The following is a 25,891-nucleotide window of genomic DNA, read 5'->3' as shown; positions in this document are numbered from 1 at the left end:
TCCTGGCTCGGGGACAGTGGCGAGGGAAGGCAGAATCATGCAGTTACCCAAGCAGCATCCGGATGCTTACCGTCCGCATGCCTGGCGCCGCGCCCCGCGCCGTGGGTCGCCGGACCGGCGGGCCGGCTTGCTGCGGCGCGCCCCGTCCTTCGCCATCGTTCTCGCCATGATGGCCGGGCTGTTGGGGGCCGTCCCGAAGGCCGCCGAGGCCGCCGACCGGCCGCTGGACGTCACGCCGCTGATCAGCTGGAACATGCAGGGGTCGGACAACGGCGCGAAGTGGCGTGACTGCGTTGAGGGAATGGCGCTGCAGGCGCCGATCCTGATGTTGCAAGAGGTGGGCCCGACACCGCCCGCGGGAGCGCAACGTGGCCAGTCGATACAGCGCACCACTACCGACTCCCAAGGGGTGCAGAGAACTTACGAGGTGCTGAGCGCCCAATGGCAGATCGGCAGCACCAGCAGAGGCACCACTCGCTACGTGTATTTCCTGCAGACACAGGACGATCCCAACTTCAACCCGCGAGTCGAGGGCGGCCGGGTGAACATCGCCCTGGTGCTCAGTGAAATACCGGACGAGATCCAGGTGGTGGAGAACCCGGTTGCCGCAGGTCGCACCGCGCTGGGGGCCCGGTACGGTTCGCACTGGTACTTCACGGTGCACGGGCTGTCCGGCGGCGGTGGGGACTCCGCGGTACTGCTGGACGCGATCGACCGCGCCGTCACCGGCTGGCAGCCGCCGGGACAGACCTACACCTGGACCGTCGGTGGCGACTTCAACGTCGACCCCGGCATCCTTCAGACCCGCTACTCACTGCCGGCCGGCGTGATCTTCCACGACACGCCCCAGAACATACCCACGCACCAGAACGGCGGCCGACTGGACTACTTCGTCACCACCCAACGTCCGCAGATCGATCTGGGTCACGCCGACCGCAGGGACGGCCTGAACTCCGATCACTTCCCTGTCGGGCTGGGCCGGATGCAGGCCGCGGCGGAGCCGTTGCCCCTGTCCGACGTGCGGTGGGAGGCGACCGGTGACTCGATCACGTACGCCGACGGTTTCGGCAGCAGTACCGGCGGTGGGTACATCGAAGACCTCGACATCAAGCTCGGCACAGCGACCATCTACAGTCTCCTGGGAATGGGAGCGAGCAACGATCTGCTCATCACCAAGCGTGCGTTCGTGGGTGACCGCAGTGCCGGCGGCTTCGCCAACGAGGCGTGGCCCGGCGAGGAGATCGCCCAGATCGAGCACGACTCCGAGGCGTCCTTCGCCCGTTACCGGCCGAACGTGGTGAGCGTTCTGGCGGGTACCAACGACATGGTCCACAACACCGACGTGGCGCATGCCCCGGACCGGCTGGACGCCTACCTCGGGCAGATCCTGACCGACGACCCGGGCGTGACCATCCTCGTCGCCACCGTGCCGCCTTCGACGAACACCCAGTACCAGGCCAGGATCGACGCCTACAACGACGGTGTGCGCCGGGTGGCAAAGAAACGCCGTGACGACGGACAGCACGTCTTCCTGGTGGAGCTCTCCTCGCTGACCACCGCGGATCTGCACGACGTGGTGCACCCCAATGACGCCGGCTACCAGAAGATCGCCGACTCCTTCTACATGGCACTGCTGACCACCATCTACCTGGGATGGGTGGCCGAGCCGGGAACGCCCACTTCGCCGAACACTCCCGCGGAGTGCAACGAGCGCGGCGGCTGGCAGCCGAAAGGCATCGTCGCCAAGGGAGTGAACGGCAAACCGTCCGACGACCTGCCGCACCGGGTGCGGTTCGCCGATCTCGACGGCGACGGCAAGGCCGACTACCTCATCCTCGGCGACGGCGCCTCCATCGTCGCCTACCTCAACCGGGGCACCGATGCCCCCGGCGGCGCCGGGTGGCAGTACAGGGGCGAGTACGCCGCGGGCGGCAACTTCACCATCGACCAGGTACGGCTGGCCGACGTCAACGGCGATGGCAAGGCCGACTACCTCGTAGTGCACGACGGCGGCGAGGTGGACGCCTGGATCAACCACGGCGGGGACTCCGTGGACCACAACGGGTGGCATCCGACCTGGGAGGCATGGCCGCAGTTCGCCCGGGGCGGCACCGGCGCCACCGTCGACCAGATCCAGTTCGCCGACATAGACGGCGACGGCAAGGCCGACTACCTCAAGGTCGATCCCACCACCGGCGCGCTGACCGAGTGGCGCAACGCCGGGGGCGACCGGCCGGGCGTGAACGGCTGGGAACCACGCGGACAGATCGCCCGCGGCGGCACGAGCCACGACTGGCCCTACCTGCACTTGGCCGACGTCAACTGCGATCACCGCACGGACTACCTGGTGACCAACAACAACGGTGGCGTGACCACCTTCCTCGACCACGGTGGCGACCATGACGGCGTCGACGGCTGGCAGCCGATCGGAGTGACCGCCCCGGGGATCGGCAACCCGCTGGTCCAGTTCGCCGACCTGGACGGCGACGGCAGGGCCGACTACCTCGTGGTGGACTACAACGGATCGGTCACCGAGTACCGCAACAACGGTGGTGATCCGGCGTGACCGGTACGGAACCCTCGCACCACCGGCCCCACCCCGTATTCCGCCCCACGAAGAGGAGGCCGAGGATGGGCGTTCGGTCCAGGAGACAAGTACGACCCGGGAGCATCGCCGTCGTCATGGTGACCGTGCTGTCGACGCTGATCCTGCCCGGACGGGCGGTTGCGGCCGCCTGCGGCACCGAGCGCGGCGGGTGGCGGCCCATCGGTCGGATCGCCGCAGGCCCGCAGGACGGCGTCGTCAGGTACCGCGACAAGATCCGGTTCGCCGACCTCGACGGAGACGGCCGAGCCGACTACATCGTGCTGGACGTCGGTGGCGGTGTGCGGGCGTGGATGAACCGCGGTGGCGACGGCAATGGAGACTGGGCGTACCGCGGTCGGATCGGCAATGGCAATGGAGCGGCACCCAGTCAGATCCGGTTCGCGGACGTCGACGGCGACGGCAGGGACGACTACCTCGTCGTCAACGCCGACGGTGAGGTCGACGCCTGGTTCAACCGCGGCGGCGACACCTACGACAACGACGGCTTCCACCCCGGATGGGAGGAGCACCTGCAGTTCGCACGTGGCGGCGCCGGCATAGACAGCGGCTGGGTCCAATTCGCCGACATCGACGGTGACGGCAAGGCCGACTACCTTGTACAGGACCGCACGACCGGCGCGCTGACCGAGTGGCGCAACGCCGGAGGCGACCGGCCGGGCGTGAACGGCTGGGAACCGCGCGGGCAGATCGCCCGCGGCGGCCTCGACAACTACGGTGACAACCCTCAGTTCACCTCGCTTCGCCTGGCGGACATCACCTGCGACGGGCGGGACGACTATCTCGCCTTGCACAGGAGTTCCGGAGCGGTGAAGGCCTGGGTGAACAACGGGGGCGACCATGACGGCGTCGACGGCTGGGCGCCGTTGGGACAGATCGCTCCGGGAACCGGCACCAGCCTGGTCGAGTTCGCCGACATCAACGGCGACGGTCGCGCGGATTACCTCGTGGTGCCGCCGGACGGCAGCGTAGAGGCGTACCTCAACCAGGGCGGAGACCCGTAACCGTCGAGCTCACCGGCCCAGGTCCTCATGACATCGGCCTTGAGGACCTGGGCGCGGGTGTCGCAGCCGTCCGTGTGGGCGTGGGCTCAGAAAGATACGAGGGTCGCGACGAGGTCGTGACACGGATTGCGGGGCCGTCCACCGCGCCCCTCCCCTACGAGCCGGGGCGCAGGAGACCCCCGGGTCAGGGTGAAGGCCGCGGTGGCTGTGGACAGCAGTGCGTTGATCCTTGCCAGGATGCGTGCTGTTCGGTCCGTGTCCTGGGCGTCCACGGCCGAGGCCAGGTCGTCGGCGTACTCCCGCGCCCGGACCGCCTCGTCGGGTGTGGCCGCGTGGGCGTCTGTGCGCAGGGCTTCGGTCAGCTGCTGGTGCGGGATGTCGGGCCCGTTCGCCCGGTTGCCGTAGCCGCCGTGGGCCACGTCGAGCCAGTGCCGGACCCAGGCGCGCAGTTCGGCGATGTGGACGGGGCTCATGTCATACGTGGCGTACTCGCGGTCGGAGGTGAAGTCGACCGCTTCCAGCCGGCCGTGCAGTTCCTCCAGGTCGAACTCTTCGTTCCCCGATGGTGTACAGCTCGCTGGCGCTGAAGACGTCGATGACGTCGCGGGGGAAGCCTCGGTCGTGCAGGGCACGGACAAGGCCGACCAGGCCCGCAACCGCAAGAAACGTGGCTCGATTGGCGGTCGGCCGCCGAAGTCCGACCCGATTGACTACTGCGAGCGGCATGCTGTCGAGTGCGGGATTGACCGCCTCAAAAGACACCGGGCCGTAGCCACGCGGTATGACAAGTTGGCGGTCCGCTACGAGGTGACCGTCCTTGTCCCGGCCATCAACGAGTGGCTGTGACCAGCACATTCGATCCACGCGCTAATTGGGGGGTGACTCGTCGGCGAGCTGATTGCTGCGGTCGATCTCCGGCATGTGCGTCTCGGCCCAGACCCGCAGGGCGGAGAGCGGTCTTTCGAGGGACAGGCCGAGCTCGGTGAGCCGGTAGTGGACGGCGGGCGGCACGGTCGGTTCCACGCGGCGCGCGACCAGGCCGTCGCGGGCCAGGCTCTGCAGGGTGACGGACAGCATCTTCTGTGAGATGCCGGGGATACGGCGTCGCAATTCCGCGAAGCGGAGCTCGCCCGGGGCCTCCTCGGCCAGCACCTTGACCACCATCGACGTCCACTTGGTGCCGATACGGTCGAGCAACCGGCGGGTCGGGCAGCGCGGATCCAGCAGATCACCCCGCTCGCCGGCCCGCTGACCGGGCTCGCCGGACCTCGACGTGGTCACCCGGGGCTCACCACCTGAAGGAGAAGTGCCGTCTTGGACGGACCAGGATAGTTCCTTAGCGTGAGCAGGTCACCACCGCTCACCACACACCTGGAGCCCTCCGTGCCCGACCTGCGACGCGTCCTCGCCAACGGTGTCGAACTGAACGTCGCCCTCAGCGGATCGGGCCCGGCGGTCCTGCTGCTGCACGGCTTCCCGCACACCTGGGAGCTGTGGACCGACGTCATGGCCGATCTGTCCGGCCGCTACCGCGTCATCGCGCCGGACCTGCGCGGGTTCGGCGCGAGCAGCCGGGCCGCCTCCGGGTACGACGCGGGCACCCTGGCCGAGGACGCTGCGGCGCTTCTCACCACGCTCGGCGTGTCCTCGGCCGCGGTGGTGGGCATCGACGCGGGCACCGCCCCGGCCTTCCTCCTCGCCCTGCGCCGTCCCGGTCTCGTCCGGCGCCTGGTCGTCATGGAGTCCGTTCTGGGCAGGCTGCCCGGCGCCGAGGACTTCCTCGCCGACGGGCCGCCGTGGTGGTTCGGCTTCCATTCCGCCGCGCCCGGCCTCGCCGAGACCGTGCTGGAGGGCCACGAGGCCGCCTACGTCGACTGGTTTCTGAGCGCCGGCACACTCGGCGACGGGGTGCGCCCCGCCCTCCGGGACGCCTTCGTCCGCGCATACACCGGCCGCCAGGCATTGAGCTGCGCGTTCTCGTACTACCGGGCCCTTCCCGAGAGCGCGGTACAGATCGAGCAGGCGGTCGCCACCGCCCGCCTGACGGTGCCAACGATGGCGCTGGGCGCCCGGCCCGTCGGTGCTGCGCTGGAACGCCAACTCCGCCCGGTCACCGACGATCTCACCGGACACGTCATCGAAGACTGCGGCCACATCATCCCGCTGCACCGGCCGCACGCGCTGCTCGCGCTGCTGCATCCGTTCCTGGCCGGTGAAGACGCGAAAGCAGCGTGACCGGGGCGGGGCTGACATTCGATACACGCCCTTAGAGTTCCTAACAGAAGCCGTTGATCATGTGAGCGCGCACGGCCGGGCAGCAAGCACCACGTCCTCACCGACGGCCAGGGCATCCCTCTCGCGGTGTCGCTGACCGGCGGAAACCGCAACGACGTCACTCAGTTGCCGCCCCTGCTCGACAAGATCCCGGCGGTTGCCGGCGTTGTCGGCCGGCCCAGACATCGGCCTGACGCCCTGCTTGCCGACCGCGGCTACGACCACGACAAATGCCGACGCCTACTGTGGCAGCGCGGTATCCGCCCTGTCATCGCGGAGCGAGGCGTGGAACACCGCTCTGGCCTGGGCATTTTCCGCTGGTCGTAGAGCGCACCATTGCCTGGCTGCACGGATTCCGCCGCCTGCGGATCCGCTGGGAGCGACGCGACGACATCCACGAGGCCTTCCTCGGTCTCGCCCCCTGCCTGATCACTCACCGACACATCCAACGCCTTTGTTAGGACCTCTAAGACTCACGCGAACGGATCCCAGATGGGCCACATACACGGCCAGTGGCCAGTGGCCCGTGGCCACCGTCGCACGCAGCGCCCGGCTGTCGGCCAGCTTGACGTCGGCCGGCTTGGAGTCCCCCAGCGGCCCGACGTCCTGCTCCACAGCCCCACCGTGCCCAGCACGGAGTGGTACCGGCACGCCTTCGCCAGCTCCTACTCGTACACCGGCTTCGCCTGTGCGGCGATCTCCTCCAGGGCCAGCAGGTCCGCGCCGGAGGCGGCCAGGGGGCAGAGCCGAGCGCGAACCCGGTGGCCTTGTCGTCGAGACGGTCGGCAGCGGTGAGGATGAGGATCGGCATGCCACTGCCGGAGGCGACGACGCTCTTGGCGACCTAGGTGTCGCCGTCACCCGCGATGTCCGCCGCGATGGCTTCCAGGCGCAGGCCATGGCAGATGGCCTCTGCCATATAGGGCTCGTCCTCGACGATCAGCACACGCATGTTCCGAGGCTACGAGCCCGGACATGTCGCCGTCGTACCGAAAACCGCGCCCGTGGGCCGTCGACGGACCCCCGGTTATCACTGGAAGTTTTTACTGACGCGTAACTTCACATAAGTGCTACTCATCCGTAACTTGACGAATGAACAGCATCCCGTGATCCGGATCACAGGGCGTATGGCCGTCGAACTCCCTTGAGCCGCGAGGAGATCACCCGATGCTGCCCTGGAAGAGAGTGCTCAGACCCCTGGCCGCGCTGCTGCTGACCGCCGCCGTCGCCGCCGTCCCCGCCGCAACCGCCCATGCCTCCACCACGAGTTCCAGCGGATGGAACGACTACTCCTGCAAGCCCTCCGCCGCCCATCCCCGCCCCGTCGTCCTCGTCCACGGCACGCTGGGCAACTCCGTCGACAACTGGCTGTCCCTCGCGCCGTACCTGAAGGACCGCGGGTACTGCGTCTACTCCCTCGACTACGGCCAGCTGTCCGGCGTCCCCGTCTTCTACGGTCTCGGACCCATCGACAAGTCGGCGCAGCAGCTGTCCGATTTCGTCGACAAGGTGCTCGCCGCCACCGGCGCCGCCAAGGCCGACCTGGTCGGGCACTCGCAGGGCGGCCTGATGCCCCGCTACTACCTGAGGTTCCTCGGCGGGGCCGCCAAGGTGAACGCCCTCGTCGGTATCGCCCCCGACAACCACGGCACCACGCTGAGCGGTCTGACCAACCTGCTGCCGTACTTCCCCGGCGCCGCGGACCTGCTCAAGGCCACCACCCCCGGCCTTGCCGACCAGATCGCCGGATCCGACTTCCTCACCAAGCTCAACGCGGGCGGCGACACCGTCCCCGGGGTGCGGTACACGGTGCTCGCCACCAAGTACGACGAGGTGGCCACTCCTTGGCGCACCCAGTATCTGAGCGGGTCGGACGTCACCAACGTCCTGCTGCAGGACCTGTGCCCGCTCGACCTCTCCGAACACGTGGCGATCGGGCTCTTCGACCGCATCGCCTTCCACGAGGTGGCCAACGCCCTCGACCCGGCCCACGCCACCGCCACCACCTGCGCGTCGGCGTTCAGCTGACCGTCGCCGGAGCCTGTCCGGCCTGAGCCGCCGGACAGGCCCCGTCGGGGACCTGACCGGCACCAGCAAACCGTGGAACCGCCGGCTCGGGGCGGTTCACGGGGATCTTTATGGTGGCGTTAAGGGAGGGATCAGACCGGGATCAGGTATCCGGCGTGCGCACGCCGGTCAGCCGTTCGGCCACCATGTCCGCGCGATGTCCTTGCGCACCTCCGGGCGGCCCGCGGGGAGCTCCTCGGTCTCCTCGCGGACGCGGCGGGCGTCCGTCCTCTTCAGGGGCTTGTGCACGGTTACGCGGCGCATGGCTGCCTCCTTCAGTGCCTACCGGGTTCCCTGATGCCAGGGAGGCAGACGCTTTCGGCGAGAGTTCCTCATCGATTCGGGTCTGTCAGTGGCGGTTGTCACGATTCGGATGTCAGTGGCGGGTGTCACTCTTTGCGGCATGACAAACAACAGTGGTCGGGCGATCGCGGTGAGTGTCGACTGGGACGCCGAGGCCGCGGGTTTCGACGAGGAACCGGACCACGGTCTGCGCGACCCGGAGGTGCGTGCGGCCTGGGCGGCCCGGCTCGGGACCTGGCTGCCCGACCGTCCCGCCGACGTCCTGGATCTCGGCTGCGGCACCGGCAGCCTGGCCCTTCTCGCCGCCGAGCGGGGGCACCGCGTCACCGGAGTCGACCTGTCCCCGCCGATGGTGGAACTGGCCCGGGCCAAACTCGCCGGCCGCGACGCGGTCTTCCTGGTGGGCGACGCGGCGGCACCCCCGGTAGGGGAGCGGCGTTTCGACGTCGTGCTGGTACGGCACGTGCTGTGGACGCTGCCCGACCCGGCCCGCGTCCTGCGCCGCTGGCGCGGACTGCTGCGGCCGGGAGGGCGCTTCGTGCTGGTGGAGGGCGTGTGGGGGACGGTCTCGCCGGTGGGCATACCCGCGGACCGGCTCGCCGGCCTCCTGGAGGCGGTCGCCGGGGAGGTGCGCGTGGAGCGGCTGTCGGACGACACGGCGCTGTGGGGCAAGACCGTGGGCGACGAGCGGTATGCGGTGGTGGCGAGGGTCTGAGTCAGGCACGCGTCAGGTCAGCAGGGTGCCGAAGCCGTCACCGCGGGCCAGGGCCTCCAGTTCGTCGAGCGCCGCCAAGGCCGCCGCGGCGGCCTGCGGGTCGCTCTCCGCCAGGCCGCTCTCGGCGAACTCGTCCTCGTCCAGCCGTCGTACGTCGCTGCCGTCGGCGGAGCGCCACAGGTCCAGGTCGAGGTCCTCGACGACCAGCTCGGTGCCGGTCAGGACCGCCGGGCGGGTGATGTCGCAGTACCAGCCCTTCAGGGTGCCGTCGGCGGCACGGACCTCCTTCACGGAGTACCACCGGTCGCGCCAGTAGTGCTCGGTGAAGAGGTCACCCGGCTCGAAGCGTACGAAGCCGAAGTCGCGGACCCCGGCGCCGGCCCACGGGGCCCTCACGGTGACCCGGGTGCCGTCGTCCCCCATGAGCGCGCTGTCGTAACGGATCTTCGTCCGGCCGCCCTTGACCAGGACGACCTCCACCACGGTCGCCCCGTCAGCCGAGTTCGCGGACATGGCGCACCTCCGTCGCGCAGACCTCGTACCCGAACCACTTGTTGATCGCCAGCATCGGGCCGTTACCCGTGTCATTGCCGGTGAACGCCTCGGTGAACCCGGCCGCGCGGGCCCGGTGCAGGGAGTCGTTCTTGGCCAGCTTGGCCAGGCCCCGGCCGCGCAAGGCACGCGCGGTGCCGGTCATGACGGTGCCGTAGCGGGTGCCGCCGTCCATGCGGGCCACGCTGAAGGCGGCGGGGCGGCCGTCCACCACGGCCACCGAGGTCAGTTCATGGCTGACCAGCGGGTGGTTCCAGCTCTCGGCGAGCCAGGCCTCGTAGTCCGTGAACTCGTAGGCGATGTCGCTCGGCTCGTCGGACATCGTCTCCGCGTCCAGCTCGAACAGCGGGCGCGGATCGGCCGCGAAGTCGGCTCCGGTACGCAGCTCCACGCCGGGCGGGAGCTCCCCGAGCGGCGGCAGGGTGCCGTTCGCCAGGTCCAGCCGGAGGAAGTGCGCGGAGCGACTGGACCGGTAGCCGTGCCGCTCGGCGAAGAGGCGGTTGCCGGGCTCGTCCAGCACCCAGGCGAACACCTTCTTCGCCCCGTGCGCGGCCAGATGCTGCTCGGCGGCGCGGACCAGGAGCGAACCGGCACCGCGGCGGGTCCGCTCGGGGTGGATGTACACGTTCAGGTAGCCCATGCCGGGGTCCGCGCTGTCGTGGACGATGCCGAGCTGGGCCGAGCCGATGATCTCGCCGCCCTCCTCGGCGACGAGGGGCCGGTAATGGCTCTCCGGGTGCGCGTGGGTGAGGTCATGGACCAGGGAGTCGGGGGTGATCAGGAAGAACGGGAGTGCGAGCATCCGGACGCGGGCGAAGCCCTCCACGTCGGTCCGGACGTCTGGACGCAGGTCGCGCACGATCACTGTCATGGAGCCGCACGGTATGCGGCCACCGTGCCCGGATGCCTCTTATTTTCCGGCGGGTACGGGACAATCGGCCCGTGACCTTGAAGATCCACATCGACGACAGCGCGCCGCCGTACGAGCAGGTGCGGGCGCAGATCTCCGAGCAGGCCCGGTCCGGTGAACTGCCGGTGGGATACCGGCTGCCGACCGTGCGCGGACTGGCCGAGTCGCTGGGGCTCGCGGTGAACACGGTGGCCAAGGCGTACCGGGCGCTGGAGACGGACGGGGTGATCGAGACGCGGGGCCGCAACGGGACGTTCGTCGCTGCCGCGGGCTCGGCGGCGGTGCGTGAGGCGGCGGCTGCGGCTCAGGCCTACGCCGAGCGGGTGCGGCGGCTCGGGCTGGACGAGGGCGCGGCGCTCGACGCCGTGCGGGACGCACTGCGTGCGGCATACGGGCAGGGGTGAGGGGAGGGGGCCCCGATTCCGGGTACCGGCCGCCGTTCACTGCCCGCTGAGCGCCGGCCGGCCGGGCGTGCGGGTCACCGTCAGGCCCGCTCTCGTCGCCGCCCTGCCGAAGGCCGTCGCGTCGGCCACCGCCGCGCCGCCCGGGTCGTTGTTGAAGTAGGCGTAGACGTCGAGGACATCGGGCCAGGTGGTCGCGATGCGGTCGACCCATGTCTCCAGCGAGCGCCGGCCGTAGCGCGGCCACGGCCGGGCGCGGCCCTGGTGGAAGCGGACGTACCCCCAGTCGGCGGTGCGCCAGAGCGGGGCCACCGGGCGGGCCAGGACGTCCGCCCAGCACAGGGCGGCACCCCGGGACTCCAGCACCTTGCGCGTCTCGGGCGTCCACCAGGAGTCGTGGCGCGGCTCGACCGCGACCCTCGTGGTGGACGGGAAGCAGGCCAGACAGGCGTCGAGCAGCGGCGGGTCCGCGCGCAGGGTCGGCGGGAGCTGGAGCAGCACCGGGCCCAGACGGCCGCCGAGGCCCGCCGCGTGGGTCATCAGACGGTGGACCGGTTCCTCCGGGTCCTTGAGGCGCTTGATGTGGGTCAGGTAGCGGCTGGCCTTGACCGCCACCACGAAGTCCGGCGGGACCCTCACCCGCCAGGAGGCGAAGGTGTCGTACGACGGCAACCGGTAGAACGCGTTGTTGATCTCCACCGTGGCGAAGAGCCGTGTGTACTCCTCGAGCCACAGCCGCGCCGGCACCCCGGCCGGGTACACGAGCTCCCGCCAGTCCTTGTACTGCCATCCCGAGGTGCCGACGAACAGGGTCATAACCTCATCAAAGCACTACAGGTAGAGCCCCGCGTCCGCCCCGTCCCGCGCCCCCGGCACCGACGTCGGCGACGTGCCCCGGCGCAGCGCGTACAGCTCCGCCAGTGTCGCCCCGTCCCGGCCCACCCCCTCCTCGGTGCCCAGCCAGGCCACCGCCTCCGGACGGGTCAGCCTGCCGACCTCGATACGGGCCAGGCAGCGGCCGGGCCGGACCACCGCGGGGTGCAGTCGCTCCAGGTCCTCGTTGGTGGTGACGCCGACCAGGACGTTGCGGCCCTGGCCGAGCAGGCCGTCGGTCAGGTTCAGCAGACGGGACAGGGCCTGGCCGGCGGTGTGCTTGGCCTCGCCGCGGATCAGTTCGTCGCAGTCCTCCAGCAGGAGCAGCCGCCAGCGGCCCTTGCCCGCCGCGTCCTCCTCACCGATCGCGATGTCCATCAGATAGCCGACGTCGGAGAACAGCCGCTCGGGGTCGAGCACGCAGTCCACCTGGCACCAGTCCCGCCAGGAGCGGGCGAGTGTGCGCAGCGCCGAGGTCTTCCCGGTCCCGGGCGGGCCGTGGAGCAGCAGCAGGCGGCCCGAGATGTCCTCGGGGGTGGTCTTCATCAGGCGGTCCATGGCCTCCGCCACCGGTGCGGTGTAGTTGACGCGGACCTCCTCCCAGGTGCCCGCGGAGATCTGACGGGTGGTGCGGTGCGGGCCCCGCCTCGGGGAGACGTACCAGAAGCCCATCGTCACGTTCTCCGGCTGCGGCTCGGGCTCGTCGGCCGCGCCGTCCGTCGCCTCGTTCAGCACCTGCGCGGCCAGTTCCGCCGTGGTCGCGGTGACGGTGACGTCCGCGCCCCGGTTCCAGCGGGAGACCAGCAGGGTCCAGCCGTCGCCCTCGGCGAGGGTCGCGCTGCGGTCGTCGTCCCGGGCGACGCGCAGGACCCGGGCGCCGCACGGCAGCAGGCTCACGCCGGAGCGGACCCGGTCGATGTTGGCCGCGTGCGCGTACGGCTGCTCGCCCGTCGCGAAGCGGCCGAGGAACAGCGCGTCGACGACGTCGGACGGCGAGTCGGAGTCGTCGACGTTGAGCCGGATCGGCAGAGCGTCGTGTGGGTTCGCAGACATGCCGCCATGATCCGGCACGGGACCGTCCGGCGCACCCGGTTTCCGCCGTGCCGCCCTGTTCCGCACAAGAGGTGACGGCCAGTCATCGAGATGGGCATGCGCATGAAAGGCGAACGAATTTTTGGCATGGACACTTCCCGTCAACACGCCTAGTTGCTACGACAGTTACGGCAGAGATCCTGCTAAAGGGAGGTTCCATGAGACGTTCCCGATTCACGGCATTCGCGACCTCACTCCTCCTCGCCACCGGCCTCGCCCTCACCGGGGCCGCCACGGCGCAGGCGTCCCCCCTCGCCGCGACCGGCGGCTACGTGGCGCTCGGCGACTCCTACTCCTCCGGGGTGGGTTCGGGCAGCTACATCAGTTCCAGCGGCAGTTGCGACCGCAGCACCAAGGCGTACCCGTACCTGTGGAACGCCGCGCACGCCCCGTCCTCGTTCGCCTTCAACGCCTGTTCGGGTGCCAAGACGGGCGACGTCCTGAACAACCAGCTGGGCTCGCTCAACTCCTCCACCAGCCTGGTCACCATCACCATCGGCGGCAACGACGCGGGTTTCGCCGACGTCATGACGACCTGTGTGACAGGTTCCGACAGCACCTGTCTGGCCAAGCTCGACGCCGCGAAGGCGTACGTCGACTCGACGCTGCCCGGCAAGCTCGACAGCGTCTACTCCGCGATCAGCGCCAAGGCCCCGTCCGCCCATGTGGTCGTGCTCGGCTACCCGCGCTTCTACAAGCTCGGGACGACGTGCGTCGGCCTCTCCGACACCAAGCGCGCCGCGATCAACGACGCGTCCGACTACCTGAACAGCGCCGTCCAGAAGCGCGCCCTGGACCACGGCTTCGTCTTCGGCGACGTCCGCACCCCGTTCACCGGCCACGAGATCTGCTCCGGCAGCTCCTGGCTGCACAGCCTCGACTGGCTGAACATCGGTGAGTCGTACCACCCGACCGCGTCCGGCCAGTCCGGCGGTTACCTGCCCGTCCTCACGGGTGCCGCCTGACCGTCAGGGAGAGGCCGAAGGCGAGGAGGAGGCCCCGTCCGACGGGGTCTCCGTCGTCGCGCAGGTCACCGAGAACGGCACCTGGTCGGACGTCGTACGCACCGGGCTGCGCACCTCGACGCCGATCGCGTTCTCGACCGTCCCGCTCTCCTTGTAGGTCGTCACGACGACCCTGTCCTGCTTGGACTTCTCCCCGCCCGCCGGGAACGACAGCGTCTTCCAGCCCGAGTCGGAGACCGAGCCGCTCTTCACCACCCACCGGTACTCGACCTGCGCGGGCAGCCGGCCCACCGTGAACGTCGCCGTGAACGCGGGCGCCTGCGCACTCGGCGGCGGACAGCTCCCGGAGTACTCCGTGTGCGCCCCCGTCAGGGTGACGTGCACGGACTGGGCCGGGGCCGAACTCGCCGGGCTGCTGCCCCGCGAGGGCGGCGGTGCGCCCGTGTGCGAGCCGGTGCTGCGAGTCGGAGCCGGCGAACTGAGGCTGCTCGCCCGGTCGGTGCTCGCGCCGCCGCTGCTCTCGTCCTTCGCGGTGTGGTGGTTGAGCAGTACGTACGTCAGCCCGGCCAGCGCGAGCGCCACGACGACCAGGCCGGCCACCAGGACGACGCCGGCACGCCGATTGCGGTCCGGCTCCGGCTGCGGTGCCGTGGCGGTCGGCGAGGGCATGGCCATCGGCGGCGTCGGGGACGCCGGCCGCTGCGGACGGGTCGGGGCCGTCGGCGCGTACGACCCCATGGCCACGGAGTCCGCACGCGGCGTACCGCCCGCCGCGACCAGCCGCAGGTCCTGCTCGGCCGGTTCGGCGGCCAGACGCTCGGCCGGATCCTTGCGCAGCAGCCCCTCGATGACCGGGGCGAGCGGCCCGGCCCGGCGCGGTGGCGGCAACTCCTCGTCGACGACCGCGCGCAGGGTGCTCAGCGGCGTGTCCTGACGGAACGGCGAACCGCCCTCGACCGCCGCGTACAGCAGTACGCCCAGGGACCACAGGTCCGACTCGGGGCCGGGCGTCCGCCCGAGCGCCCGCTCGGGGGCGAGGTACTCGGGCGAGCCGATCACCTCGCCGGTCATGGTCAGCGCGGAGCTCCCCTCGACCGTGGCGATGCCGAAGTCGGTGAGCACCACCCGGCCGTCGTTCGCCAGCAGCACGTTGGCCGGCTTCACGTCCCGGTGCAGCACCCCGGCCGCGTGGGCGGCGCGCAGCGCGGCCAGCACCTCGGCGCCGATGTGCGCGGCGCGCTGCGGGGGCAGCGGTCCCTCCGCCTCCAACTGGTCGGCGAGGGACAGCCCGCGCACCAGCTCCATGACGATCCAGGGCCGGCCGCCCTCCACGGCCACGTCGTACACCGTGACCACATTGCGGTTCGCGACCCGCGCCGCCGCCCAGGCCTCGCGTTCCAGGCGGGCGTACAGCCGCTCGACGTCCGCACCGGGCAGCCCGGCCGGGGCCCGCACCTCCTTGACGGCGACCTCGCGGTTCAGCACCTCGTCGAGGGCCCGCCACACGGTTCCCATGCCGCCCTCGCCGAGCGGCGACAGCAGACGGTAGCGGCCGGCGATCACACGTTCACTGCCCGGCTGTTCGGACACGGGTGCCCCCCATGGCATCTCGCGTGATTTCTCCACAAAAGTAGCTCAGCCGAGTGCGGATGCCGCCCCCTTGAGCACCAATCCGGCGCCCAGGACCAGCACGACGAACGCGGATGCCAGGGGCGTGGTCCTGCGCACCAGGGCGGCCACGGGGCCGGCCGTCCACCGGGGGCGACGGTTCAGCACCCGGTTCATTCCGCTACCCAGCTTGACGACGGCGAATCCGGCCGCGGTGAGCGTGAGCGCCAGCCCCACGCCGTACGCGACGACCAGCAGCAGACCGAACCACGCCTGCCCGAGGGCGGCCGCACCCACCAGCACGACGACCGCGGAGGGACTGGGCACCAGCCCGCCCGCGAAGCCGAGCAGGATCGTGCCGCGCAGGGTGGGGGCGGTGGCGTGGGTGTGGGTGAAGCCGCCATGGGTGTGCTCGACGGCGCCGTCGTGATGGTGGTGGTCGTGGTCGTGCGGGTGGCCGTGCTGATGGTCGTGACTGTGGTCGTGCTGATGGTCGTGGTCGTGGTCGTGCTCATGGGTGTGGTCGTGGTCGTGAGCGTGGCCGTGAGCGTGGTCGTGCTTGTGCCCCTGTGGCCGGTTGCGCAGTGCCCGGCGTACGAGGTTCGCCCCCGCGCCGGTCACCAGCAGGCCGCTCGCGATGCCCAGCCAGGCGATCACCGAGGGGGTCGCGGCCGAACCGGCGGTGACGAGGAGTCCGAGGGCCACCACGCCCAGGGTGTGGGTGACCGTGACCGAGGCGGCCAGCGGGAGCACGTCCCGCATACGGGCCCGGCCGCCCCGGGCCGCCGCCGTCGCGGCCATCAGGGTCTTGCCGTGGCCCGGGGCGAGGGCGTGCATCGCGCCGAGCCCGATCGCGATGAGCAGGGCGAGGGCGGCGAAGCCGACGGTGAGGTCGTGCTGGGCGACGAGGTCGTCCAGGGCGCGGGTCCACCGGTCGGCGCCGCGGGGCAGGATGGCGGAGGCCGGGGCGTCCTGGCGCTCCTCCGAGAGGGCCGGTCCGCCGGGCCGCGCGTGCACGGAGGCGGTGACGGTGTCGGCCGGGGAGGAGAGCAGGTCCTTCGGGTACGCCGTGAGTTCGTGGGAGACCGAGGTCTTCGGCACGTCCGAGGCGGTGAGCGTCATCCGGTCACCGCGCCCGGTGATCTCCCGCCAGCCGGGTCCCGTGGTGACGCCCGCGCTGTGGAAGCCGAGGGCCACGGTGTCGCCCTTGGGGAGCGGGGCGGTGAACCGGCATTCCACGCGCAGGGTGTTGAGCCCGGCCTGGCCGGGGCGCAGCTTCGCGTGCGCGGTGCCGGCCGACAGGGCGGTCCTGTGGCCGTCGACGGTCAGCCTGCTGCCCTCGGCGGCCGTGGCGCACCGCTGCCGCGCCCACTCGGTCAGGCCCAGCTTCCTGATGTCGGGCTTGGCCTGGGTGGCCGGGATCTCGGCGAGGTCCTCGACGTGGTCGACGCGGAGCTGTCCGGGGGCGGCGACGAGACCGTCGTAGCGGTTGACGGTGAAGTTGCCCAGCGGGTGGGCGCTCGCGGCCGTGGCGGGCAGGAGCACGAGTGCGCCGGCGGCCAGGGCGGCGGCGAGGAGGCGGCGGGACTTCACTTGGCCGCCTCCAGGGCCTTGCGGGCCTCACGGGCACCGAGCGGGGAGAAGCCGGGGTTGAGCTTCAGGGCGGCGGTCAGGGAGGCGCGGCCGTCCTTCCGGTGGCCGGTGGCCAGTTCGATCATGCCCCGGTGGTAGAGGAAGGAGGCGTTGCGGTAGCCCGTGGCGGTGGCCTGGCGGGCGTGGGCGAGGGCCTCCTGGTCCTTGCCGTTGACGTGCAGGGCCCAGGCGAGGGCGTCCGCGGTGTGCACGGTGTGGCGGCGGGCCCACTCGGCGCGGGCGGCCCGCAGGGCGGCGGCCTTGTCGCCGTGGTCCGCGGCGGCCAGCGCGGTGTCGAGGTCGGCGTTGACGCCGTTGGCCTTCGCCAGGGCGATCCAGGCGTCGACAAGGGAGTACTGGTCCCGGGCCTTCGCCTTGTCGCCGTCCTTGCCGCGCGCCTCGTACAGCTCGCCGAGCTCGACGAGGGGGCCGGGCAGCGGGTACCGCGAGACGACGAGCTCCATGCCCTTGATCGCGCCGGCCCGGTCACCGCTCGCCGCCTGGGCGCGGGCGCGGCCCTCCAGCGCGGGGAGGTAGTTCTCGTCGGCGGCCAGGGCGCGGGCGTAGTGATGGAGCGCGCTCTTGTAGTCGCCCTGGTTCCAGGCGAGTTGGCCGAGCTGGGCGGAGACGTACGCGATGTCGCCCCGGGAGGTGGCGGTGGACAGCGCCTGCTGGAGCACCCGGCGGGCCGTCTTCACGTCACCGCGCAGCTCGTGCACGTACGCGTACCGGGTGAACACGGGGACACCGGGCTTGCGTGCGTCGGCCGTGTCGGCGGCCTTCGACGCCTCGTCGTACCGGCCGAGTTCGACCAGGGCGTCGATACGGGAGGACAGGGCGCGCTCGCTGTACGGATTCTCCTTCAGGGCCCGGTCGGCGTAGGTGAGGGCCTGCGCGAACTGGTGCCTCGCGGCGGCGAGCGCCGCGAGGCCGGCGAGGGCCTGGTCGTTGTCCGGGGACAGCCGCAGCGAGCGCTTCAGGGCCTTCTCGGCCTGCGGGTACCGGGACGGGTCGCCCTTGGTCCGCGCCTGCTCGTCGTAGGCCAGCCCCAGGGTGGCCCAGCTGCCGTAGTCCTTCGGCTGGGCGCGCAGATGGGCCTGGAGGGCGGTGATGGTCGAGTCGAGGTCACCGCTCGCCAGCAGCCCCGGGGAGACCGCCGTGGAGCTGGCGGCCACGGTCGCGGGCGAGCCGTCCCGCGCGGCACCCAAGGCGATCGCCCCGCCGGTCAGCGCGACCGCCAGCAGCGCCGCACACCCTGCGAGCCGGGCCGCCCGCCACTTCCGCCCGGCGGCCCCGACCCGCCGCACGGCGACGACACGCTCGTCGTTCTGGGAGGCGGCCTCCGTGGCCGGGGGCCGCGCCGCGGCGGTGGTGGGTTCCGTTGCGGCGGCAGCGGAGTCGGCGACAGCGGGGGCGCTGTCGGGCACGTCGCCCTCGGGTGCGTCCACCGGCCGGCCGGCGGGCTCGTTGTCGTTCGTGCGCGGGGACATGCCCTCTCCTGGGTCGCCTGGTCGTCTTGCGGAAAAGTCATGGGGCGGCGCGGCCCGCGCCGTGGGGGAATGGTTACGCGGGCCGCGCCAGTCGGTGGGGGCGTGGGATCAGTACCCGCGCGACATGCGCCGGCGCCACCATGAGAAGCCGGTGCCGAGCACCAGGACTCCGGCCGCGCCCGCGGCCGCCGACCCGGCGATCAGGGTCGTGTTGTCGCTGCCGCCGGAGGTGCCCGCCGGCTGGAGCGCGTCACTGAGCTGGCTGCGCACGTCGGCGCCGCTGGTCGTGCCCTTGGCGAGCTTGCCGCGCGAACCCGGGGTCGGCTCCGCCACGTACGGGAAGTACTTCTCGAACTTCTTGTCGTTCTCGTTGACCGCGTCGCTCAGGTCGTTCTTCGAACCGACCAGCTCGCCCTCCATGACCTGGAGCGCCTCGTCGACCACGTCGTCGGTGAGGCGACGGCCGTTGGGGAAGCCGGCGTTGTCACCGTCGAGGACGCCGAGCCGCTTGGGGTGCATGGCCGGCTTGATCGAGGTGTTGAGGCGCAGCTCCTCCGAAGGCTTCACGTACGGCGGCTGGTTGAGCCCCTTGACGCCCTTCAGGAACACGTCGACCAGGTCGTTGCGCGGCTCGCTCGGAGCCTTGATCTTGTAGATCGACTCGATGAGCTTCGGCAGCTCGGGGTTGGTCACGTTCTTCAGGAACTGCCCGTCGTACGCCGGCGAGGACGCGTTGAACCTGTCCTTGTCCTTCAGCGGGTTGACGACCTCGTTGACCAGCGGGTTGCCCAGGCGCGAGACCTGCGAGTAGTAGCCCTGCGCGTTCCTGCGCTGCGTCGTCGACCAGATGCCGACGATCGGCTGCTTGGAGGACTCGCGGATCAGGTCGTTGGGCACCTGCAGGGCGATCGTGTTGACGTTGTAGCCCTTGAGCGTGTCATTGCCGACCTCGGAGAGGTTGCCGCCGTACAGCAGGTCGAAGACGCGCAGGTCCAGGAAGAACGGGTCGTCCGCCTGCCCGGCGAAGGTCGCGCCGCCGTTCGCCGTCTTGTAGATCGCCTGCGAGCGCAGCTTGGCGTAGTCCGGCATCGACGCCTTGCCGACGTCCGACGGGGCCACCGGGACGCCGCTCGCGACCCTCGTCTTGTACACCTGCTTGCCGTGCTTCATACGGATCAGGTCGATGTTGTACGACTGCGTGACGTTGAGGTCGGGGTCGTTCAGGCTGTCGACCACACCGGTGTTGTAGAGGAACGTGTTCTCGTTCTTCCGATGTGTCCTGAAGGTGTAGCGGAAGAGCAGGTCGTCCTGCGCGTCACCGTTGTTGTCGATGTGGAGGTCGTACTGGGCGTCGTCCGCGAACGTGAAGAAGTTCGGGCCGCCGGCCGGGTCCTCCATCGGGATCCAGTTCGCGACGATCGTCGTCGTGTCGGGCTTGTCGGGGCTGACGAACGCGTACACGTCGGTGTTGTCGTACTGCGGAGTGCCCGAGATGAGCGGGGCCTCCCGGTGGCTGGAGGCGAAGGCCGCCCCGGGTGCCAGTGCGGCGGCGCCGGCGGCTGCGAGCCCACCGGCGGCCAGCGCACCACAGACGAGAGTGACAAGGCCCTTGCGCCCCGCACCGCTCCTGGAAAAGTGAGGTGTCATGCCGTCCGTCCTCAGTCCCAACTTGCTTGACGGACGGGTATACGGAGCGGAAGGCGGGTTCGGATTGGTCTGGAGGAAAAAAACTTTTTCGAGTTTGAGACCCGCGTTTTCGGCTCCCGCATCCGTAAGCCCTGCTGGAGGTGTGTCCGTTGGGCAGAACCGGTGCGACGGGAGCTGGCGTGGCGGGATGGGGGCGGTGCGGCCGCTCGGAGGGGGACCGGTCGGAGGCGGACCAACTCCTGGTGCGCGTGGCGGGCGGTGACCAGATGGCGTTCGAGCGGCTGTACGGCATGGTGTCCGGGCCGCTGTACGGGCTCGTACGCCGCGTCCTGCGCGATCCCGCCCAGTCGGAGGAGGTGGCCCAGGAGGTGCTGCTCGAACTCTGGCGCTCCGCCGCCCGGTTCGATCCCTCCCGGGGCAGCGCCCTGTCCTGGGTGCTCACCCTCGCCCACCGCCGCGCCGTCGACCGGGTGCGCAGCGCCCGCGCGGCCGGGGAACGCGAGCAGCGCGAGGCACTGCGGGCCACCGAGCCCGCCTTCGACCATGTCGCCGAGGAGGTCGAGGTGGGACTGGAGCGCGAGTCGGTACGGCGCTGCCTGGGCCGCCTCACCACCCTTCAGCGGCAGTCCGTCACCCTCGCCTACTACGACGGCTACACCTACCGGGAGGTGGCCGAGCGGCTCTCGCTGCCGCTGGGTACGGTGAAGACGCGGATGCGTGACGGACTCACCCGGCTGCGCCAGTGCCTCGGAGGTGCCGCATGAGTGTGCTCGACCGTCTCCTCGGCCGCGAGGCACTCCACTCGCTGGCCGCGCCGTATGCCCTCGATGCCCTGGAGCCGGCCGAGCGCGTCCGCTTCGAGAAGCACCTGCGCACCTGTGACCGCTGCGGCGCCGAGGTCCGCCAACTGGCCGAGGACGCGGTGCGTCTGGCCTGGTCCGCCGCCGCCCCACCGCCGGCCGCGATGCGCGACCGGGTGTTGGCGGCCGTCCGAACCACGCCGCAGGACCCGGCCCCCGCCCGGGAGCGCGCCGCTCAGCTCCCGCCGCACGTCTGGGGCGGTCAGCCTCCTCCGGCCCGCACCCGCACGCCTCGCCCGCGCCCCCTGTTCGTCCCGTTCGCCACGGCCACGGCCGCCGCGGCGCTCGTCGTCGCCGGGCTCTTCGCCGTCCAGGCCGACCGGACCCAGGGCCAACTGGACGCCGCGCGCGCCCAGTCACGTGAGATCGCCCACGTTCTCTCCGCCTCCGACACCCGTGCGACCACTGGCAAGGACGAAGAGGGCCGCACCATCGGAGTGATTGCTTCCGCTTCCGAGGGCCAGGTCGTCGTCACGCTCAGCGGATACGGCACCCCGCCCAGCGGACGGGTGCGTCAGCTCTGGCTCATGCGCCCCGGCGCGCAGCCGCGTTCCCTCGGGCTCTTCGACGGCGACACGCCCTTGATCGCATCGGGTCTGGCCAAATCGGCGGCATCACTCGCCGTAACCGTGGAACCCGACGGGGGGTCGGCGCAGCCCACCACCCAGCCGATTGCCCAACTCGCGTTGAATTCGGTCGGATTCGGAGAGTAATCGTCAACCTCCTTGCGGGGTAGGTGAATACTGCGACCGAGATACACGAGTGCCTCGTCGGGGCGATAGGGTTACCCTGCCCGGGCCGGGTGGACTCGTACGGGTGGGGAGTGACATGGATCAGATAACAGTGCGAAGCAGGGCGCGGGTCCCTGCGATCACCTGCGGCAGCAGTGCGACCAGCTCGCGTCTGGACCGCCATCTGTCGGTGCTGGGTGGTCCCGCCATACCGCAGCGGGAGACGGTCGAGGCGACATCGCTGATGCGTGAGCTGACCGCACGTGAACCCGCCCACAAGCGCAGCGGCAGGGGCGCCCGGGTCAGCCGGGTCTCGCTCTTCGCGCCGCTGCGCCGACTGCGCCGTTCACTCTTCGGCGGCAACAAGCACTGAGCCCGGCCCGCGCTCAGGGCAGGCCCTAGGCCACCACGCCGTCCCGGCGCAACGCTGCGATCTCGTCGTCCGTCATCCCCACGGCACGCAGCAGCGCGCCGGTGTGCTGCCCGAGCGCGGGCACCTCACCCATCCGTGCCTCGTCCCCGCCCGGCAGCGTGATGGGCGGCAGCAGCGCCCGCAACGGTCCGGCCGGCGAATCCACCTCGCGCCAGCGGTCCCGGGCCGCCAGCTGCGGATGCTCCGCGACCTCCCACAGGTCCCTCAGCCGTGCACAGGCGATGCCCGCCGCCTCCAGCCGTGCCACGGCCTCGTCCGCCGTCAGCGCGCCCAGCGCCTTCCCGACCAGCTCGTCGGTACGGGCCCGGTCGGCCACCCGGGCCGCGTTCGTCGCGAGCCCGGGGTCCGTGCCCAACTCGGGTCGCCCGAGCACGTGTTCCGCCAGTCGTCGCCACTCCCGGTCGTTCTGCACCGAGAGCAGCACCCGCCCGCCGTCCGCCGTCGGGTAGGCGTCGTACGGGGCGATGACGGCGTGTGCGAGCCCGGTGCGCGCCGGGGGAGTGCCGCCGTGCATCGAGTGGTGCAGCGGGTGCCCCATCCACTCGGCGAGCGCGTCCAGCATGGACACCTGCACCGGACCGCCGCGCCCGGTCGTCCCCCGCCGTACCAGCGCCGCCAGCACTCCCGAGAAGGCGTACATGGCCGCCGCGATGTCCGCGGCCGGGATTCCCGCCTTCACCGGCTGCTCCGGTGTCCCCGTCACCGACACCAGCCCCGCCTCGCACTGCACGAGCATGTCGTACGCCCGCTTGTCCGCGTACGGCCCCGAAGCCCCGTACCCCGAGATGTCGACCGCGACCAGCCGCGGGTGCGCCGCGCACAGGGTGGCCGCGTCGAGGCCGAGCCGGGCCGCCGCGCCCTGGGCGAGGTTCTGCACGAACACGTCCGCGTCCGCGACGAGCCGCCGTACGAGGTCCAGGCCGCGCGGGTCCTTCAGGTCCAGCGCGATGGACTCCTTGCCGCGGTTGCACCACACGAAGTGCGAGGCCAGTCCGTGTGCCGCGGTGTCGTAGCCGCGCGCGAAGTCGCCGCCGTCGACCCGCTCCACCTTGATGACCCGGGCGCCCAGGTCGGCGAGCTGCCGGGTCGCGAAGGGCGCGGCCACGGCCTGTTCGACGGCGACGACGGTGATGCCCTCCAGGGGCAGGGGGAGACGGTCCATGACTGGATCATCGCCCCTGACCGGCGGCTTGTCAGCCGTGCGCGTAGCGGCGGACCGCGAGCGGCGCGAAGAGAGCGAGCAGCACGGCGCACCACGCGAGCGACCCCGCGACCGGGTGCGCCACGGGCCAGGCCGCGCCGCCGGGCACGGGCGCATTGCCGAACAGGTCCCGCAGCGCCGTGGTCACCGCGCTGATCGGGTTCCACTCGGCGAGCGCGCGCAGCCAGCCGGGCAGGTTGCCGGTCGGGATGTAGGCGTTGGACAGCAACGGCAGCATGAAGGTGGCGCCGCCGAGCTGGCCGGCCGCCTCCTCGCTGCCGGTCAGCAGCCCGAGGAAGATCCCCACCCAGGTGCAGGCGAACCGGAACAGCAGCAACAGCCCCACCGCCTCCACCGCGTCGAGCGCCGAACCCTCGATCCGCCACCCCATGGCCAGCCCGACCAGCAGGAACGGCACCGTTCCGGCGGCCGTGGTCACGAGGTCGGCCAGCGCCTGCCCCAGCGGGACGGCGGCCCGGCTCATCGGCAGTGTGCGCAAGCGGTCCCGCACGCCCCGGTGGGTGTCCTGGGCCGCCTGGAACATACCCGTCATGATGCCGCCCGCGGCGGTCGCCACCAGCAGCCCGGGCACGAGGAAGGAGCGGTACTCCCGGCCGGGCATCGCCAGCGCGCTGCCGAAGACGTAGCCGAAGAACAGCAGCATGCTGATCGGCATGCTCTGGGAGAGGATCAGCAGCCCCGGGTTGTTGCGGACCCGGCGCAGCTGGCGCCCCAGCATCGCGGTGCCGTCGTACGCCAACATGCTCATGCCGCGGGCTCCTTGGTGTGGGTGCCGTCGACGTCCCCGGTGCTGCCGGTCAGCCGCAGGAACACGTCGTCGAGGGTCGGTGGCCGCAGACTCGCGTCGAGCAACGGCAGGCCGGCCGCGTCCATTTCGCGGACCAGGCGGGGGAGGGTGAGCGTCGGGTCGGTGGTGACCGCGCCGACGCTGTGCCGCTCGTGGTCGCTCACCGGCTGCCCGCCGGTGAGCCGGCCGAGCACGGCCGCGGCCTTCTCCAGGCTGTCGGCGTCCGCGACGACGACCTCCGCGAGCGTTCCGACGAGCGCCTTGAGCTGGGCCGGTGAGCCGCGGTGGGCGACCTGTCCCCGGTCCACCAGGGCGATGTCGTCGGCCAGTTGGTCGGCCTCCTCCAGATACTGGGTGGTGAGCAGCACGGTGGTGCCGTCCGCCTTGAGCTCGCGCACGGCGTCCCAGATGTGGGCGCGGCTGGCCGGGTCGAGCCCGGTCGTCGGCTCGTCGAGGAACAGCACGTCCGGGCGGCGTATCAGGCTCGCGGCGAGGTCCAGGCGCCTGCGCATCCCGCCGGAATAGGTGGACGAGGGCCGGTCGGCGGCCTCGGTCAGGCCGAAGCGCTCCAGGAGTTCCGCGGCCCGGTCGGCGGGCCCGCGCACCCGGTGCAGCCGGGCGAACAGCCGCAGGTTCTGCCGCCCGGTGAGGTCGCCGTCGACCGAGGCGTACTGCCCGGTGACACCGATCCGCTTCCGCACGGCCGCCGCCTCCCGGACGAGGTCGTGCCCCGCGACCCGGGCCGAGCCCGCGTCGGGCCTGAGCAGCGTGGTCAGCAGCCGGACGGCCGTCGTCTTCCCCGCCCCGTTGGGGCCGAGCAGCCCGCAGACGGTGCCCTCCGCCACGGCCAGATCCAGCCCCCGCAGGGCGTGCACGGTGCCGAAGCGCTTCCCCAGACCCTCACTGAGTACAGCGTACGTAGTAGCCATGGGAGGACCATAGCGCACTACGTACGCTGTACGTAACTAGGATGGTGGGCGAGGTGATGACCGATGCCAGGCCAAGGGGGCCGAGGGGCCGTGCCCGAAGTGATCTGGGCGCGCCCCGAGCGCGCCGGACGGGGCCCACGGCCCGCGTACACCCGCGCCGACATCGCGGCCGCCGCCGTACGGATCGCCGACGACCGGGGGCTGGACGCGGTGTCGATGCGGAACGTCGCGGCCGAACTGGGCTGCGGCACGATGTCGCTGTACAACTACGTCCCCCGAAAAGAGGACCTGTACGAGCTGATGGTGGACGCGGTCAGCGCCGAGCACGAGCTGTGGGAGCCGGTCGGCGACTGGCGGGCCGACATGCTCCGGGTCGCCCACCAGACCCGCGGCCTGCTGCACCGCCACCCCTGGATGCCGCGCCTGATGTCCCCCGTCTACGGCTTCAGCCCGAACGCCCTGCGCTACATCGAGCACTGCCTGGCCTGCCTCGACCCGCTGGAGGCCTCCTCCGGCACGAAGATCGAGCTCATCGCCATGCTGAACGGCGTGGTGACCACGTACGTCCGCAACGAACTCGACACCGCCGAGCGGGTCCGCTCCCTGCCCTGGTCCGAGGACGAGGAGAACGCGGCCCGCATCGCCTACCTCAGCGGCCGGATCGCCTCCGGCGCCTATCCGCGCATGGCGGCGGCGTTCGGGGCGGACCCGGGGCCGATCGACCTGGAGGCGGTGTTCCAGCGGGCGCTGGAGCGGGTGCTGGACGCGTTCACGCCGCGCTAGCTCGGGGA

Annotated in this window: 26 protein-coding genes and 3 pseudogenes; 13 read left to right on the top strand and 16 right to left on the bottom strand. The window is 71.2% G+C overall.

The features are described from left to right. Positions 1-37 precede the first annotated feature (37 nt). Both ACFY0F_RS19085 and ACFY0F_RS19080 read left to right on the top strand, forming a co-directional pair. On the top strand, positions 38-2,566 hold the full coding sequence (locus ACFY0F_RS19085; RefSeq protein ID WP_388795092.1) for an FG-GAP-like repeat-containing protein: 2,529 nt from the start codon (positions 38-40) through the stop codon (positions 2,564-2,566). Between the two features lie 65 nt (positions 2,567-2,631). Further along, the gene (locus ACFY0F_RS19080; RefSeq protein WP_388795089.1) at positions 2,632-3,609 is read left to right on the top strand and encodes an FG-GAP repeat domain-containing protein; all 978 of its coding nucleotides are present in this window, start codon (positions 2,632-2,634) and stop codon (positions 3,607-3,609) included. Positions 3,610-3,695: 86 nt separating this feature from the next. Here ACFY0F_RS19080 and ACFY0F_RS19075 read toward each other — a convergent pair whose 3' ends face one another. Then, a complete protein-coding gene (locus tag ACFY0F_RS19075; RefSeq protein ID WP_388795086.1) occupies positions 3,696-4,082 on the bottom strand; it encodes a hypothetical protein in 387 nt (128 codons plus the stop codon). A 148-nt stretch (positions 4,083-4,230) separates the two neighbouring features. Between ACFY0F_RS19075 and ACFY0F_RS19070 the strand changes: the two genes are divergently transcribed. After that, on the top strand, positions 4,231-4,455 hold the full coding sequence (locus ACFY0F_RS19070) for a hypothetical protein (protein ID WP_388795083.1): 225 nt from the start codon (positions 4,231-4,233) through the stop codon (positions 4,453-4,455). 21 nt (positions 4,456-4,476) lie between these two features. Here ACFY0F_RS19070 and ACFY0F_RS19065 read toward each other — a convergent pair whose 3' ends face one another. After that, the gene (locus ACFY0F_RS19065) at positions 4,477-4,890 is read right to left on the bottom strand and encodes a winged helix-turn-helix transcriptional regulator (protein WP_388795080.1); all 414 of its coding nucleotides are present in this window, start codon (positions 4,888-4,890) and stop codon (positions 4,477-4,479) included. A 102-nt stretch (positions 4,891-4,992) separates the two neighbouring features. Between ACFY0F_RS19065 and ACFY0F_RS19060 the strand changes: the two genes are divergently transcribed. Next, positions 4,993-5,844, top strand: coding sequence for an alpha/beta fold hydrolase (locus ACFY0F_RS19060; protein ID WP_388795266.1), 852 nt, complete (start codon positions 4,993-4,995; stop codon positions 5,842-5,844). A gap of 63 nt (positions 5,845-5,907) precedes the next feature. Beyond that, positions 5,908-6,344 (top strand): annotated as a pseudogene (locus tag ACFY0F_RS19055) (IS5 family transposase); the annotation flags it as partial. A gap of 4 nt (positions 6,345-6,348) precedes the next feature. Here the strand turns inward: ACFY0F_RS19055 and ACFY0F_RS19050 are convergent. Together ACFY0F_RS19050 and ACFY0F_RS19045 are read right to left on the bottom strand one after the other, a co-directional pair. Beyond that, positions 6,349-6,620 (bottom strand): annotated as a pseudogene (locus ACFY0F_RS19050) (hypothetical protein); the annotation flags it as partial. Between the two features lie 5 nt (positions 6,621-6,625). Further along, positions 6,626-6,835, bottom strand: a pseudogene (locus ACFY0F_RS19045) (response regulator transcription factor); the annotation flags it as partial. Positions 6,836-7,050: 215 nt separating this feature from the next. Between ACFY0F_RS19045 and ACFY0F_RS19040 the strand changes: the two are divergent. Further along, complete coding sequence (locus ACFY0F_RS19040; protein WP_388795077.1) at positions 7,051-7,911, top strand: esterase/lipase family protein; 861 nt, start codon at positions 7,051-7,053, stop codon at positions 7,909-7,911. 168 nt (positions 7,912-8,079) lie between these two features. On the opposite strand, the gene ACFY0F_RS19035 is transcribed toward ACFY0F_RS19040, so the two are convergent. Then, positions 8,080-8,214 carry a hypothetical protein gene (locus tag ACFY0F_RS19035; RefSeq protein WP_388795074.1) on the bottom strand — a complete coding sequence of 45 codons (135 nt, stop codon included), beginning with the start codon at positions 8,212-8,214 and terminating at the stop codon, positions 8,080-8,082. 139 nt (positions 8,215-8,353) lie between these two features. On the opposite strand from ACFY0F_RS19035, the gene ACFY0F_RS19030 reads away from it, so the two are divergent. Then, the gene (locus ACFY0F_RS19030) at positions 8,354-8,968 is read left to right on the top strand and encodes a class I SAM-dependent methyltransferase (protein WP_388795071.1); all 615 of its coding nucleotides are present in this window, start codon (positions 8,354-8,356) and stop codon (positions 8,966-8,968) included. A gap of 12 nt (positions 8,969-8,980) precedes the next feature. On the opposite strand, the gene ACFY0F_RS19025 is transcribed toward ACFY0F_RS19030, so the two are convergent. After that, positions 8,981-9,481, bottom strand: coding sequence for a DUF402 domain-containing protein (locus ACFY0F_RS19025; RefSeq protein ID WP_388795068.1), 501 nt, complete (start codon positions 9,479-9,481; stop codon positions 8,981-8,983). Beyond that, on the bottom strand, positions 9,462-10,391 hold the full coding sequence (locus tag ACFY0F_RS19020; RefSeq protein WP_388795065.1) for a GNAT family N-acetyltransferase: 930 nt from the start codon (positions 10,389-10,391) through the stop codon (positions 9,462-9,464). The genes ACFY0F_RS19025 and ACFY0F_RS19020 overlap by 20 nt, the downstream gene beginning before the upstream one ends. Before the next feature lie 71 nt (positions 10,392-10,462). Between ACFY0F_RS19020 and ACFY0F_RS19015 the strand changes: the two genes are divergently transcribed. Continuing rightward, positions 10,463-10,834 carry a GntR family transcriptional regulator gene (locus ACFY0F_RS19015; RefSeq protein ID WP_388795061.1) on the top strand — a complete coding sequence of 124 codons (372 nt, stop codon included), beginning with the start codon at positions 10,463-10,465 and terminating at the stop codon, positions 10,832-10,834. A 36-nt stretch (positions 10,835-10,870) separates the two neighbouring features. On the opposite strand, the gene ACFY0F_RS19010 is transcribed toward ACFY0F_RS19015, so the two are convergent. Together ACFY0F_RS19010 and ACFY0F_RS19005 are read right to left on the bottom strand one after the other, a co-directional pair. Continuing rightward, positions 10,871-11,647, bottom strand: a complete 777-nt coding sequence (locus ACFY0F_RS19010; protein ID WP_388795058.1) for a DUF72 domain-containing protein — start codon at positions 11,645-11,647, stop codon at positions 10,871-10,873. A 15-nt stretch (positions 11,648-11,662) separates the two neighbouring features. Next, a complete protein-coding gene (locus ACFY0F_RS19005) occupies positions 11,663-12,757 on the bottom strand; it encodes a DUF5925 domain-containing protein (protein ID WP_388795055.1) in 1,095 nt (364 codons plus the stop codon). A gap of 197 nt (positions 12,758-12,954) precedes the next feature. Here ACFY0F_RS19005 and ACFY0F_RS19000 point away from each other — a divergent pair, with 197 nt between their 5' ends. Then, positions 12,955-13,761, top strand: coding sequence for an SGNH/GDSL hydrolase family protein (locus ACFY0F_RS19000; protein ID WP_388795052.1), 807 nt, complete (start codon positions 12,955-12,957; stop codon positions 13,759-13,761). A gap of 3 nt (positions 13,762-13,764) precedes the next feature. Here ACFY0F_RS19000 and ACFY0F_RS18995 read toward each other — a convergent pair whose 3' ends face one another. The 4 genes from ACFY0F_RS18995 to ACFY0F_RS18980 all read right to left on the bottom strand — a co-directional run bounded on the left by ACFY0F_RS18995 (position 13,765) and on the right by ACFY0F_RS18980 (position 20,138). Further along, positions 13,765-15,369, bottom strand: coding sequence for a protein kinase (locus tag ACFY0F_RS18995; protein WP_388795049.1), 1,605 nt, complete (start codon positions 15,367-15,369; stop codon positions 13,765-13,767). A gap of 27 nt (positions 15,370-15,396) precedes the next feature. Continuing rightward, on the bottom strand, positions 15,397-16,962 hold the full coding sequence (locus tag ACFY0F_RS18990) for a sulfite exporter TauE/SafE family protein (protein ID WP_388795046.1): 1,566 nt from the start codon (positions 16,960-16,962) through the stop codon (positions 15,397-15,399). After that, a complete protein-coding gene (locus tag ACFY0F_RS18985; protein WP_388795043.1) occupies positions 16,959-18,491 on the bottom strand; it encodes a tetratricopeptide repeat protein in 1,533 nt (510 codons plus the stop codon). The genes ACFY0F_RS18990 and ACFY0F_RS18985 overlap by 4 nt, the downstream gene beginning before the upstream one ends. A 108-nt stretch (positions 18,492-18,599) precedes the next feature. Then, positions 18,600-20,138: a DUF4331 domain-containing protein gene (locus tag ACFY0F_RS18980; protein ID WP_388795039.1), complete on the bottom strand. Its 1,539-nt coding sequence runs from the start codon at positions 20,136-20,138 to the stop codon at positions 18,600-18,602. A 179-nt stretch (positions 20,139-20,317) separates the two neighbouring features. Here ACFY0F_RS18980 and ACFY0F_RS18975 point away from each other — a divergent pair, with 179 nt between their 5' ends. The 3 genes from ACFY0F_RS18975 (at position 20,318) to ACFY0F_RS18965 (ending at position 22,102) form a co-directional block, all read left to right on the top strand. Further along, positions 20,318-20,902 (top strand): sigma-70 family RNA polymerase sigma factor, encoded by a 585-nt coding sequence (locus tag ACFY0F_RS18975; RefSeq protein ID WP_388795037.1) that lies wholly within the window; start codon positions 20,318-20,320, stop codon positions 20,900-20,902. Continuing rightward, a complete protein-coding gene (locus ACFY0F_RS18970) occupies positions 20,899-21,711 on the top strand; it encodes an anti-sigma factor domain-containing protein (RefSeq protein ID WP_388795034.1) in 813 nt (270 codons plus the stop codon). Before ACFY0F_RS18975 ends, ACFY0F_RS18970 begins: the two co-directional genes overlap by 4 nt. Positions 21,712-21,826: 115 nt before the next feature. Further along, positions 21,827-22,102: a hypothetical protein gene (locus ACFY0F_RS18965; RefSeq protein ID WP_388795031.1), complete on the top strand. Its 276-nt coding sequence runs from the start codon at positions 21,827-21,829 to the stop codon at positions 22,100-22,102. A gap of 25 nt (positions 22,103-22,127) precedes the next feature. Here ACFY0F_RS18965 and ACFY0F_RS18960 read toward each other — a convergent pair whose 3' ends face one another. From ACFY0F_RS18960 to ACFY0F_RS18950, 3 genes are read right to left on the bottom strand one after another with little or no spacing between them, the layout of a single operon-like run. Next, positions 22,128-23,324, bottom strand: coding sequence for a CaiB/BaiF CoA transferase family protein (locus tag ACFY0F_RS18960; protein ID WP_388795028.1), 1,197 nt, complete (start codon positions 23,322-23,324; stop codon positions 22,128-22,130). Between the two features lie 31 nt (positions 23,325-23,355). Next, a complete protein-coding gene (locus ACFY0F_RS18955) occupies positions 23,356-24,132 on the bottom strand; it encodes an ABC transporter permease (protein WP_388795025.1) in 777 nt (258 codons plus the stop codon). Next, positions 24,129-25,100, bottom strand: coding sequence for an ATP-binding cassette domain-containing protein (locus ACFY0F_RS18950; protein WP_388795022.1), 972 nt, complete (start codon positions 25,098-25,100; stop codon positions 24,129-24,131). The genes ACFY0F_RS18955 and ACFY0F_RS18950 overlap by 4 nt, the downstream gene beginning before the upstream one ends. A 63-nt stretch (positions 25,101-25,163) precedes the next feature. Here ACFY0F_RS18950 and ACFY0F_RS18945 point away from each other — a divergent pair, with 63 nt between their 5' ends. Further along, complete coding sequence (locus tag ACFY0F_RS18945; protein WP_388795019.1) at positions 25,164-25,883, top strand: TetR/AcrR family transcriptional regulator; 720 nt, start codon at positions 25,164-25,166, stop codon at positions 25,881-25,883. The last annotated feature ends 8 nt before the right edge of the window (positions 25,884-25,891 follow it).

The sequence above is a fragment of the Streptomyces sp. NPDC001544 genome, assembly GCF_042894285.1.
Taxonomy (GTDB): domain Bacteria; phylum Actinomycetota; class Actinomycetes; order Streptomycetales; family Streptomycetaceae; genus Streptomyces.
This window is presented reverse-complemented; position numbering and strand designations above follow the sequence as displayed.